Annotated in this window: 11 protein-coding genes; all 11 read left to right on the top strand. The window is 56.2% G+C overall.

From position 1 onward, the window contains the following. Positions 1-1,113 carry a histidinol-phosphate transaminase gene (gene hisC / locus GPL81_RS25055; protein WP_160108894.1) on the top strand — a complete coding sequence of 371 codons (1,113 nt, stop codon included), beginning with the start codon at positions 1-3 and terminating at the stop codon, positions 1,111-1,113. Positions 1,114-1,141: 28 nt separating this feature from the next. Further along, positions 1,142-3,349 carry a bifunctional prephenate dehydrogenase/3-phosphoshikimate 1-carboxyvinyltransferase gene (locus tag GPL81_RS25050; RefSeq protein WP_246218983.1) on the top strand — a complete coding sequence of 736 codons (2,208 nt, stop codon included), beginning with the start codon at positions 1,142-1,144 and terminating at the stop codon, positions 3,347-3,349. Continuing rightward, on the top strand, positions 3,346-4,035 hold the full coding sequence (gene cmk, locus GPL81_RS25045) for a (d)CMP kinase (RefSeq protein WP_007939921.1): 690 nt from the start codon (positions 3,346-3,348) through the stop codon (positions 4,033-4,035). Before GPL81_RS25050 ends, cmk begins: the two co-directional genes overlap by 4 nt. A 119-nt stretch (positions 4,036-4,154) precedes the next feature. Beyond that, on the top strand, positions 4,155-5,849 hold the full coding sequence (gene rpsA / locus GPL81_RS25040; protein WP_096512815.1) for a 30S ribosomal protein S1: 1,695 nt from the start codon (positions 4,155-4,157) through the stop codon (positions 5,847-5,849). Positions 5,850-6,056: 207 nt separating this feature from the next. Then, a complete protein-coding gene (locus GPL81_RS25035) occupies positions 6,057-6,335 on the top strand; it encodes a hypothetical protein (protein ID WP_096512814.1) in 279 nt (92 codons plus the stop codon). A gap of 152 nt (positions 6,336-6,487) precedes the next feature. Beyond that, positions 6,488-6,784, top strand: coding sequence for an integration host factor subunit beta (gene ihfB / locus GPL81_RS25030; protein ID WP_003369729.1), 297 nt, complete (start codon positions 6,488-6,490; stop codon positions 6,782-6,784). Positions 6,785-6,811: 27 nt separating this feature from the next. Continuing rightward, on the top strand, positions 6,812-7,051 hold the full coding sequence (locus tag GPL81_RS25025; RefSeq protein ID WP_160108892.1) for a LapA family protein: 240 nt from the start codon (positions 6,812-6,814) through the stop codon (positions 7,049-7,051). 135 nt (positions 7,052-7,186) lie between these two features. After that, a complete protein-coding gene (rfbB, locus tag GPL81_RS25020; protein WP_160108891.1) occupies positions 7,187-8,263 on the top strand; it encodes a dTDP-glucose 4,6-dehydratase in 1,077 nt (358 codons plus the stop codon). Next, positions 8,260-9,153, top strand: coding sequence for a dTDP-4-dehydrorhamnose reductase (gene rfbD / locus GPL81_RS25015; protein ID WP_160108890.1), 894 nt, complete (start codon positions 8,260-8,262; stop codon positions 9,151-9,153). The genes rfbB and rfbD overlap by 4 nt, the downstream gene beginning before the upstream one ends. Further along, the gene (gene rfbA / locus GPL81_RS25010; RefSeq protein ID WP_160108889.1) at positions 9,150-10,052 is read left to right on the top strand and encodes a glucose-1-phosphate thymidylyltransferase RfbA; all 903 of its coding nucleotides are present in this window, start codon (positions 9,150-9,152) and stop codon (positions 10,050-10,052) included. Before rfbD ends, rfbA begins: the two co-directional genes overlap by 4 nt. 377 nt (positions 10,053-10,429) lie before the next feature. Continuing rightward, complete coding sequence (locus tag GPL81_RS25005) at positions 10,430-11,872, top strand: mannose-1-phosphate guanylyltransferase/mannose-6-phosphate isomerase (protein WP_160108888.1); 1,443 nt, start codon at positions 10,430-10,432, stop codon at positions 11,870-11,872. Positions 11,873-11,912: the final 40 nt, after the last annotated feature.

Here is an 11,912-nt window from a genome sequence, read left to right as displayed (position 1 = left end):
ATGAGTGGCAATTTCCTCGCTCTGGCACAGCCGGGCGTGCAACAACTTTCTCCTTACGTTCCGGGCAAGCCTGTGGACGAGTTGGCGCGTGAACTGAACATCGATCCGGCCAGCATCGTCAAACTGGCAAGCAACGAAAACCCGCTGGGCGCGAGCCCCAAGGCCCTGGCTGCGATCCGTGAAGAGCTGGCCGAGCTGACCCGCTATCCGGACGGCAACGGCTTTGCGCTGAAGACCCTGCTGGCCGACCAATGCCGCGTCGAGCTGAATCAGGTGACATTGGGCAACGGCTCCAATGACATTCTTGAGTTGGTCGCCCGTGCCTATCTGGCGCCAGGCCTCAATGCAGTGTTCAGCGAACACGCGTTTGCGGTCTACCCGATCGTGACCCAGGCCGTCGGCGCCCAGGCCAAGGTGATCCCGGCCAAGAATTGGGGGCATGATTTGCCGGCCATGCTGGCGGCGATTGACGCCAATACCCGCGTGGTTTTCATTGCCAACCCGAACAACCCGACCGGCACTTGGTTCGATACCGAGGCGCTGGACGAATTCCTGCAGGACGTGCCGGAGCATGTGCTGGTGGTGCTGGACGAGGCGTACATCGAGTACGCCGAGGGCAGCGACTTGCCGGACGGTCTGGATTTCCTCGCGGCCTACCCGAACCTGCTGGTTTCGCGGACGTTCTCCAAGGCCTATGGCCTGGCGGCGCTGCGTGTGGGTTACGGTTTGTCCACCGCTGTGGTTGCCGACGTGCTGAATCGTGTGCGTCAGCCCTTCAACGTCAACAGCCTGGCCCTGGCCGCTGCCTGCGCGGCCTTGCAAGACGCCGAATACCTGGCCGAAAGCCGTCGCCTGAACGAAACCGGTATGCAGCAACTGGAAGCAGGGTTCCGCGAGCTGGGGCTGAGCTGGATTCCTTCCAAGGGCAACTTCATCTGTGTTGATGTCGGGCGTGAAGCGGCCCCTGTGTTCCAGGGCCTGCTGCGCGAAGGCGTCATCGTGCGCCCGGTGGCTAACTATGGCCTGCCGAATCACTTGCGCATCACCATTGGTCTGCCGGCTGAAAACAGTCGCTTCCTCGAGGCGCTGACCAAGGTTCTGGCTCGTGGTTGATGTCACTGCGCTGCAATCTGCTGAACCTATGATCGGTCGCCTGGTGGTGGTCGGTCTGGGTTTGATCGGTGGTTCGTTTGCCAAGGGTTTGCGTGAAAGTGGCCTGTGCCGCGAAGTGGTCGGGGTCGATCTCGATCCTCAGTCGCGCAAGCTCGCGGTTGAGTTGGGCGTGGTGGATCGCTGTGAAGACGACCTGACAATGGCTTGTCAGGGGGCGGACGTCATTCAGTTGGCGGTACCGATCCTCGCCATGGAAAAACTGCTCGCTCGACTGGCGGGCATGGATCTGGGCGCAGCCATCCTGACCGACGTCGGCAGTGCCAAAGGCAATGTCGTGCGTGCTGCTACCGAAGCGTTCGGCGGCATGCCGTCGCGTTTTGTGCCGGGCCATCCAATTGCCGGCTCCGAACAGAGCGGGGTGGAAGCCTCCAACGCCGAGTTGTTCCGTCGCCATAAAGTGATTCTGACGCCGCTGGATCAGACCGATCCAGAAGCCTTGGTTGTGGTTGACCGCTTGTGGCGCGAATTGGGCGCCGATGTCGAGCACATGCAGGTCGAGCGCCACGATGAAGTATTGGCTGCTACCAGTCATTTGCCGCACTTGCTGGCGTTTGGCCTGGTCGATTCGTTGGCCAAGCGCAATGAAAACCTTGAGATCTTCCGTTACGCTGCGGGCGGTTTCCGCGATTTCACAAGAATCGCCGGAAGCGACCCGGTGATGTGGCACGACATCTTCCTCGCTAACCGCGAAGCTGTCCTGCGCACACTCGATACATTTCGCAGCGACCTCGACGCCTTGCGCGACGCGGTCGATGCAGGGGATGGGCACCAATTGTTGGGCGTTTTCACTCGCGCCCGGGTTGCCCGCGAGCATTTCAGTAAAATCCTGGCCCGCAGGGCCTATGTGGACGCTATGAATTCCAACGATCTGATTTTCCTGGCTCAACCTGGTGGCCGCCTGTCCGGTCGGATTCGCGTACCGGGTGACAAATCGATTTCCCACCGTTCGATCATGCTTGGCTCCCTGGCCGAGGGCGTCACTGAAGTGGAAGGTTTCCTCGAGGGCGAAGACGCCCTGGCGACACTTCAGGCTTTCCGTGACATGGGTGTCGTGATCGAAGGTCCACACCACGGTCGCGTGACCATTCACGGCGTCGGCCTGCATGGACTGAAGCCTGCGCCGGGTCCGATCTATCTGGGCAACTCCGGTACTTCGATGCGTCTGCTGTCCGGTCTGTTGGCCGCGCAGAACTTCGACAGCACCCTGACCGGCGACGCTTCGCTGTCCAAGCGGCCGATGAATCGCGTAGCCAATCCGCTGCGTGAAATGGGTGCCGTGATCGAGACTGCCGCTGATGGCCGTCCACCGATGACCATTCGTGGTGGCAACAAGCTCAAGGGCCTGACCTACACCATGCCGATGGCCAGTGCCCAGGTGAAGTCCTGCCTGCTGCTGGCGGGTCTGTACGCCGATGGCAAGACCACCGTCACCGAGCCTGCACCGACCCGTGACCATACCGAGCGCATGCTGCGCGGCTTTGGCTACCCGGTCACTGTCAACGGCGCAACCGCATCGGTCGAGTCCGGCAACAAGCTGACCGCGACCCACATTGAAGTACCGGGCGACATCTCGTCGTCGGCGTTCTTCCTGGTGGCAGCATCTATCGCCGAGGGTTCGGAACTGGTGCTCGAGCACGTCGGCATCAATCCGACCCGTACCGGGGTGATCGACATCCTGCGTCTGATGGGCGCTGACATCACCCTGGAAAACCAGCGTGAAGTTGGCGGCGAGCCGGTGGCTGACCTGCGTGTACGTGCAGCTAAACTCAAAGGTATCGAGATTCCGGAAGAGCTGGTTCCGCTGGCTATCGACGAATTCCCGGTGCTGTTCGTGGCTGCTGCCTGCGCTGAAGGGCGCACCGTGCTGCGTGGCGCCGAGGAATTGCGCGTCAAGGAGTCGGACCGTATTCAGGTCATGGCCGATGGTTTGCTGGCGCTGGGCGTCAAATGCGAGCCGACTCCGGACGGGATCATTATCGATGGTGGTTCGATCGGTGGTGGCGAAGTGCACGGTCACGGCGATCACCGGATTGCCATGGCGTTCAGCGTTGCCTCGCTGCGTGCTACTGCGCCGATCCGTATCCATGATTGCGCCAACGTCGCGACCTCGTTCCCCAACTTCCTGGCGCTGTGTGCACAAACTGGCATTCGCGTGGCACAAGAGGCTCAGTCGTGATCAGCATTGCACCGGTCATCACTATTGATGGGCCAAGCGGCTCCGGAAAAGGCACCGTCGCCGGGATACTGGCCAAGCGCCTGGGCTGGAACCTGCTGGACTCCGGTGCGTTGTACCGTTTGCTGGCCTTCGCCGCGCATAACCACGGTGTCGACCTGACCAATGAAGAGCTGCTGAAAAAACTGGCCGCTCATCTGGATGTGCAGTTCATTGCTGCGACCGACGGTCAGCTGCAGCGCATCATTCTGGAAGGCGACGAAGTCAGTGACGTGATCCGTACGGAAAGCGTTGGCTCCGGCGCCTCCCAGGTGGCTGCATTGCCCGCCGTACGCGAGGCGCTGCTGCAACGGCAACGAGCTTTCCAGGAAGCACCGGGTCTGGTAGCCGATGGTCGCGACATGGGTACAGTGGTTTTTCCGGATGCGCCACTGAAGATTTTCCTCACTGCCAGTGCCGAGGAGCGTGCGCGCCGTCGATACTTGCAGTTGAAGGGCAAAGTCGATGGTGTTAGTCTGTCGAGTCTGCTAGATGAGATACGTGCACGCGATGAGCGTGACACCCAGCGAGCGGTAGCCCCGCTCAAGCCGGCGGCTGACGCCATACAGCTGGATTCCACGGAATTATCCATCGACCAGGTGCTGGAACGCATCATGAGCGAGATCGCCATTCGCGATATCGCCGGGTGACCAAGAGGGCCGCGGGGGACCAGTCATAGTCCTGCGGCGCTTCTTTTAAATGAAACTAACCCACATCGTCTGGGATGTGGAGATGGGCGTATTCTTCGCCCTCATCAACAGGAATTAAAATGAGCGAAAGCTTTGCGGAACTCTTTGAAGAAAGCCTAAAGACCCTGAACCTTCAGGCAGGCTCCATCATCACCGGTGTTATCGTTGATATCGATTACCAAGCTCGCTGGGTAACCGTTCACGCTGGCCTGAAGTCCGAAGCACTGATCCCGCTGGAGCAGTTCTACAACGACGCTGGCGAACTGAACATCAACGTCGGTGACGAAGTTCACGTTGCTCTGGACTCGGTTGAAGACGGTTTCGGTGAAACCAAGCTGTCCCGTGAAAAAGCCAAGCGCGCTGAATGCTGGATCGTTCTGGAAGCAGCCTTCGCAGCCGAAGAAGTGGTCAAGGGCGTTATCAACGGTAAGGTTAAAGGCGGCTTCACTGTCGACGTTAACGGCATCCGTGCGTTCCTGCCAGGTTCTCTGGTTGACGTCCGTCCAGTGCGCGACACCACGCACCTGGAAGGCAAAGAGCTGGAATTCAAGGTCATCAAGCTCGACCAGAAGCGCAACAACGTTGTCGTTTCCCGTCGCAGCGTCCTGGAAGCCGAGAACTCCGCCGAGCGCGAAGCTCTGCTGGAATCCCTGCAGGAAGGCCAACAAGTCAAAGGTATCGTCAAGAACCTCACCGATTACGGCGCATTCGTCGATCTGGGTGGCGTCGATGGCCTGCTGCACATTACCGACATGGCTTGGAAGCGTATCAAGCATCCTTCCGAAATCGTCAACGTTGGCGACGAGATCGATGTCAAGGTTCTGAAGTACGATCGCGAGCGCAATCGTGTTTCCCTGGGCCTGAAGCAACTGGGCGAAGATCCATGGGTTGCTATCAAAGCCCGTTACCCAGAAAGCACTCGCGTTACCGCTCGTGTAACCAACCTGACCGACTACGGCTGCTTCGCTGAGCTGGAAGAAGGCGTTGAAGGCCTGGTACACGTTTCCGAAATGGACTGGACCAACAAGAACATCCACCCTTCGAAAGTCGTACAAGTCGGCGACGAAGTGGAAGTTATGGTTCTGGACATCGACGAAGAGCGTCGTCGTATCTCCCTGGGCATCAAGCAGTGCAAGTCGAACCCATGGGAAGACTTCTCTGGCCAGTTCAACAAGGGCGACAAGATCTCCGGCACCATCAAGTCGATCACCGATTTCGGTATCTTCATTGGTCTGGACGGCGGCATCGACGGTCTGGTTCACCTGTCCGACATCTCCTGGAACGAAGTGGGCGAAGAAGCCGTACGCCGCTTCAAGAAGGGCGACGAGCTGGACACCGTTATCCTGTCGGTTGACCCAGAGCGCGAGCGCATCTCCCTGGGTATCAAGCAACTGGAAAGCGATCCGTTCTCCGAGTACGTCTCGGTTAACGACAAAGGCGCCATCGTTAAAGGCACTGTGAAAGAAGTTGACGCCAAAGGCGCCATCATCACTCTGGCCGACGATATCGAAGCAACTCTGAAAGCCTCCGAAATCAGCCGTGACCGCGTTGAAGACGCTCGTAACGTTCTGAAAGAAGGCGAAGAAGTAGAAGCCAAGATCATCAGCGTTGACCGCAAGAGCCGTGTAATCCAGCTCTCGATCAAGTCGAAAGACGTTGAAGACGAGAAAGAAGCCATCCAGAGCCTGCGCGACAAGCCAGTAGCTACGGATGCTCCAGTAGCCACCACTCTGGGTGACCTGCTGCGTGCTGCACAAGCGGAAAAACAGAACTAAGTTCTGACTTTCTGTAAAAAAGGGCGACTTCGGTCGCCCTTTTTTGTGCCTGTAATTCGGTGAAAGCTACAAAACTGTCGGGAAGGAAGGAAACCAATTCTCGTGAATGGATGTCTGTTTTTTTAGCCGGATCAATCGCTTATTTGTAGCTAGTCTATAGCCTGAAGTGAATGATAGTCGGGTGGCGCGCCTGGCATAAGGTAGTGAATGAACAAGCTCATTGTCGTAATAGCGATGCTGGCACTGACAGGCTGTACCACTAACGCCAAGACCCACGCGGTGCGTGGGGTCAGTGGTATTGAGATCGATTGTTCGGGATTGGGATCTGGATGGGAGAAGTGTCGTAAGCGAGCTGCCAGGGAGTGCAAGGCGTCAGGATACAAGGTGGTGGCAAGGTCTGATGACGCCAAGGAAGAGGATGTTTTTCCCTTTGGATTCAATCCGGCGGGCTTCCTGACACGCACGATGCTGGTTATTTGCAGGTGAGCACGTGAAGGGAGAGGTCGTTTCAATGCTCTGAAAAACAAGCGCGGCGCGAGGGGGATGGGGATGTCAAAACTCGGGCTGTTCAAATTAGCGCCGGCATGCTAAAACCTTTGAAGCGATTTTCCTAGCTGCTTGAAAAAGAAGGGAAAAATATGACGAAGTCGGAGTTGATCGAACGAATTGTCACCCATCAAGGGCTACTCTCATCAAAGGATGTGGAGCTGGCCATCAAGACCATGCTTGAGCAAATGTCCCAGTGCCTGGCTACGGGTGATCGCATCGAGATCCGTGGGTTTGGCAGCTTCTCCCTGCACTACCGCGCGCCGCGGGTAGGTCGCAACCCGAAAACCGGTCAGTCCGTCAGTCTCGACGGCAAGTTCGTCCCACATTTCAAGCCAGGCAAAGAATTGCGCGATCGTGTGAACGAGGACGAGGAGGAAGGGCTTTGACAGTCGTCGCCATTCAAGGAGCTGCTGATGCGTAACCTCAAGCGTGTGTTGCTTGCAGTGTTTGTCCTGTTGCTGGTTTTGGCGATCCTCGCGTTCGTTCTTGAGAATCAGCAATCGGTTACATTACTGTTCCTTGGTTGGGCTGGGCCGCAACTACCTGTTTCGTTGGTCATGGTGCTTGCGCTGTTGATCGGCATGGTGATCGGGCCGGTTATTGGCTGGCTTCTGGGGCGTGCATCGAGAGCTTCACGCAGGCGTCTTGCTTGATTGAATGCGTGTCACTGCTAGCCCGTATCCGTTTACCGGGCCGACACGAAGCTGTAGATACTGCTTAATAGCGGCGTCAAAGGTTCTGCGCCTCAGGTTGGCGATGCAATCAATAACTCAAGGGTGTGGATTCGCGTGAAAATTCTAGTTACTGGCGGCGCGGGCTTTATTGGCTCGGCACTCATTCGCCATATCATTTCTAACACTGACGACTCCGTGGTCAACGTCGATAAGCTGACTTACGCCGGTAACCTTGAGTCCTTGGCTGAGGCCAGCCAAAACCCGCGCTATGTTTTCGAGCGTATCGATATCTGCGATCGTGAGCAGATTGATCGCATTCTGCGTCAGTACCAACCCGATACCATCATGCATTTGGCTGCAGAGTCTCATGTCGACCGCTCGATCTCCGGACCGGCTGAATTCATTCAGACCAATATCGTCGGTACCTACACCCTGCTGGAGGCAGCACGTCACTATTGGGCAGCGCTGGATGACAATCGCAAAGCCACCTTTCGCTTCCACCATATTTCTACGGATGAAGTTTACGGAGACCTCGAAGGTCCGGAAGACCTCTTCACCGAAACCACTCCATACCAGCCAAGCTCTCCCTATTCCGCAAGCAAGGCCAGTTCCGATCACCTCGTTCGCGCCTGGGGTCGTACCTACGGTTTGCCGACGTTGATCACCAACTGCTCAAACAACTACGGCCCTTGTCACTTCCCCGAGAAGCTGATCCCTTTGATCATTCTCAACGCGCTGGAAGGCAAGCCCCTGCCGGTATACGGTGATGGCAAGCAGGTTCGGGACTGGCTCTACGTCGAGGATCATGCTCGGGCGCTTTACAAGGTTGTAACCGAAGGTGTTGTGGGGCAGACCTATAACATTGGTGGTCACAATGAAAAGCAAAACATTGAAGTGGTGCGTGCAATTTGCGCGTTACTCGATGAACTCTGTCCAGGCTCCTTGCATCGACCTCATTCCAGTCTGATCACTCACGTTCAAGACCGTCCTGGTCACGACCACCGTTATGCGATCGATGCCGGTAAGGTGCAGCGCGAATTGGGTTGGGTTCCCGAGGAAACCTTTGAATCCGGACTTCGCAAGACTGTCAGGTGGTACCTCGACAATGCTGAGTGGGTTGCTCATGTGAAGAGTGGTAGCTACCAGCAGTGGATCGATCAAAACTACGCCGATCGATTGAGTAAGGTATGAAAATCCTCCTGTTGGGGAAAAACGGGCAGGTGGGCTGGGAGTTGCAGCGCTCTCTCGCGCCCCTTGGTCATCTGATTTCCCTTGATCGGCACGCAGTGGATGGCTTGTGCGGTGATCTGGCTGATCTGGTTGCGTTACGCGCGACGATCCGGCGAGTGAGGCCTGACGTTCTCGTCAATGCTGCCGCTTACACGGCCGTCGATAAAGCTGAGTCCGAAACCGATTTAGTCAGCCGTGTGAATGGCGAGGCATGTCAGGTGATGGCTGACGAGGCGGCTTCATTGGGGGCCTGGCTGATTCACTATTCATCCGACTATGTTTTCAATGGTCGGAACTCCACGCCATGGCGAGAGTCCGATGCAGTCGCACCGTTGAACCACTACGGAGTCAGCAAGCTGGCTGGCGAGCGGGCGATTATCTCGAGTGGATGCAAGCATCTGATTTTCCGCACCAGTTGGGTTTACAGCTCCCGCGGAAATAACTTTGCGCTCACCATGCTGCGCCTGGCGAGGGAGCGAGAGTCTCTGAACGTTATCGCCGATCAGTTCGGTGCTCCAACCGGGGCCGACCTGATTGCCGATGTTACGGCGTTGGCCATTCAGCAGGTTCTGTGGCGTCCTGAGCTGTCGGGTTTGTATCATCTTGCGGCCAGTGGAGAAGTGTCCTGGTACGGCTATGCAAGCCATGTAATCGATTTCGCCCGATCCAATGGTGAAACATTGGCAGTCACGTCAATCAATCCCATCGAAACCAGCGCCTATCCGACACCTGCGTGTCGCCCGTTGAACTCACGTCTGGATACGCAAAAGCTGCGTGACAACTTTTCTCTTAACTTGCCTGATTGGCAGAGTGGTGTGACCCGAATGCTCAGGGAAGTTCTGAACAAATGACAGTGATAAATCGCAAAGGCATCATCCTCGCGGGTGGTTCGGGCACGCGTTTGCATCCGTTGACCCTGGGCACGTCCAAACAGATGCTGCCAATCTACGATAAGCCGATGATTTTCTATCCGCTGTCGGTGCTGATGCTCGCGGGCATACGTGAAATTCTGATCATCTCTACGCCCGTAGATCTACCAAATTTTCGTAAACTGCTGGGGGACGGCAGTCTTTACGGGATCAAGCTGAGTTACGCGGAACAGCCCAGCCCTGATGGGTTGGCACAAGCCTTCATCATTGGTGAGGCATTTATCGGTAAAGACCCATGCTGCCTGATTCTGGGCGATAACATTTTCTATGGTCACTACTTCTCGGAAAGCTTGCGCTCCGCTAGCAAGCAGGAGCACGGGGCGACTGTTTTTGGTTATCACGTGTCTGATCCGGAGCGTTTCGGGGTTGTAGAGTTCGACGCGAATGGCCAAGCCTTAAGCATCGAAGAGAAACCCGATAATCCAAAATCCAATTTCGCGGTCACTGGCCTGTATTTCTATGACAATCAGGTGGTTGAGATCGCGAAGAGCATCAAACCGTCCGGGCGAGGTGAGCTGGAAATCACGGATGTCAATCTCGCTTATCTCAGGCAGAAGGCGCTTAAGGTTGAAATCCTCGGGCGCGGTTTTGCCTGGCTTGATACCGGAACGCCCGATTCGCTGCTTGAGGCTAGCCACTTCGTGCATACCATCGAAAAGCGCCAGGGCTTGAAGGTGGCTTGCCTGGAGGAAATCGCCTACAACAGTGGATGGATTTCCAGCGAAGAGCTGTCAGTTCAAGCAAATCGTCTTGAAAAAACGGCGTACGGGGATTACTTGAAAATGTTGCTGAAGGTGCCTGGCCCAAGGGCTCATAATTGAAGCTCTTATTTGTTTTCAAATGATTTTTTGTCTCTCGTCGGCGCGTGAGTTATTAATTATCGATACTCCCTGTAGAATGGCCGGCAGGCATATCTGACCTGATTCGGCATTGCATCTCGATCTCAATTGACTTGCTTTCCCTTCAATGCACCACTGGGGAGGCTGGGGCAGGAGAGGGATTGATCAAGGGTAAAGCAGGACATCAGGGATGTGGGTTCGGGAAGACTCGATAGGTTTTGATCGACATTGAGCTGTTACCTTTGCATTCACTTCAAGCAAAATTTTTTGCATTGATTACGATGCAGGAAATGACTGGAAACATAACTGAACCCCGCTTGCTGGCCGTACCTGCCAGAAGGGGATTAAGGATTTAGAGCATGGAACTGATTCCTGTAATTTTGTCTGGTGGAGTGGGCAGCCGGTTGTGGCCTGTTTCCCGTGAAGCCCATCCAAAGCCGTTCATGGAACTGCCGGATGGCCAGAATCTCATCCAGAAAACCTTCCTGCGTGCAGCGCGCCTGGAAGGTGTTGTGGAGATTCTCACGGTGACCAACCGCGAGCTCTTGTTCAAGACCGAAGACGAGTACGGCGCGGTCAATAATGCCAAACTTGCTCAAGGGTTCATTCTGGAGCCTTTCGGTCGTAATACAGCCGCCGCCGTTGCAGCCGCTGCACTTCAGTTGGAGGCCACCCATGGGCCTGATGCCCAAATGTTGGTGTTGGCCGCAGACCATCTGATCCAGGACGAAAAAGCATTTGCGGCGGCCGTGGCAAACGCCATGGGGCTGGCGTCCGAAGGATGGTTGGTCACATTTGGTATCCAGCCAACGTACCCGGAAACCGGGTTCGGCTACATCGAAGCGCAAAAGAATGCACCATTGAAGGGGGGGCTGAAAGTCGCCCGCTTTGTCGAAAAACCCGACCTCGACACCGCTCAAGGTTATGTCAGCGCAGGCAACTATTACTGGAACTCCGGTATGTTCTGCTTCCGGGTTGGCACGGTTCTCGAGGAGCTGCGCGAGCATGCTCCGGACGTCGTGGCCGCGGTCAGCAATACCATCGAGCAATCACGCCTCACCTCATCTTCCAAGTATCGCTGCCTCGCGCTCAATGCCGATGCGTTCGCCGAGGTGCCGGATATTTCCATCGACTATGCATTGATGGAGCGCTCTTCCAAAGTGGCCACTATTCCTTGTGATATCGGTTGGAGCGATATCGGTTCGTGGAATGCTGTCAGTGAGTTGACCGAACCTGATGAAAACGGCAACCGCTTTGAAGGAGAGGTGCTGTCTCATGGATCGCGTAACAATTACGTGAGCAGCGATGGTCGTCTGACGGCGCTGGTTGGCGTTGAAGACTTGTTGATCATCGATACACCTGACGCGGTGATGATCGCGCACAAGGACCACGCTCAAGATGTGAAGCATATTGTCAACCAACTGAAGGCCAGCAGCCATACGGCCCACCTGCTGCATCGCACCGTGCACCGCCCATGGGGTACTTACACGACCCTTGAAAACGGCGAGCGTTTCAAGATCAAGCGCATTGTGGTGAAACCCAAGGCGTCCTTGTCCCTGCAGATGCACCATCATCGAAGTGAGCACTGGATCGTCGTCAGTGGCACGGCCGTGGTCATCAACGACAAGCAGGAGCTGATGCTGCACACCAATGAATCCACCTTTATCCGTGCCGGTCATCAGCATCGCCTGATGAATCCTGGGGTCATAGACCTGGTGCTCATTGAGGTGCAAAGTGGCGACTATCTGGGCGAAGACGATATCGTGCGCTTCGAAGATAATTACGGTCGCACCGACAAGTAAGGCCACACAAGCCGGGTCGTTGAGGTATTCATCGACCAGG

Source organism: Pseudomonas izuensis, assembly GCF_009861505.1.
Taxonomy (GTDB): domain Bacteria; phylum Pseudomonadota; class Gammaproteobacteria; order Pseudomonadales; family Pseudomonadaceae; genus Aquipseudomonas; species Aquipseudomonas izuensis.
Note: the sequence above shows the minus strand (reverse complement) of the source record. Positions and strands in the feature narration are given on the sequence as shown.

Excerpts from the sequence above, each read along its gene's own strand:
- rpsA (WP_096512815.1), top strand. The coding sequence starts at position 4,155 with ATGAGCGAAAGCTTTGCGGAACTCTTTGAAGAAAGCCTAAAGACCCTG.
- ihfB (WP_003369729.1), top strand. The coding sequence starts at position 6,488 with ATGACGAAGTCGGAGTTGATCGAACGAATTGTCACCCATCAAGGGCTA.
- GPL81_RS25005 (WP_160108888.1), top strand. The coding sequence starts at position 10,430 with ATGGAACTGATTCCTGTAATTTTGTCTGGTGGAGTGGGCAGCCGGTTG.
- rfbD (WP_160108890.1), top strand. The coding sequence starts at position 8,260 with ATGAAAATCCTCCTGTTGGGGAAAAACGGGCAGGTGGGCTGGGAGTTG.
- GPL81_RS25050 (WP_246218983.1), top strand. The coding sequence starts at position 1,142 with ATGATCGGTCGCCTGGTGGTGGTCGGTCTGGGTTTGATCGGTGGTTCG.
- rfbA (WP_160108889.1), top strand. The coding sequence starts at position 9,150 with ATGACAGTGATAAATCGCAAAGGCATCATCCTCGCGGGTGGTTCGGGC.
- GPL81_RS25025 (WP_160108892.1), top strand. The coding sequence starts at position 6,812 with ATGCGTAACCTCAAGCGTGTGTTGCTTGCAGTGTTTGTCCTGTTGCTG.
- hisC (WP_160108894.1), top strand. The coding sequence starts at position 1 with ATGAGTGGCAATTTCCTCGCTCTGGCACAGCCGGGCGTGCAACAACTT.
- GPL81_RS25035 (WP_096512814.1), top strand. The coding sequence starts at position 6,057 with ATGAACAAGCTCATTGTCGTAATAGCGATGCTGGCACTGACAGGCTGT.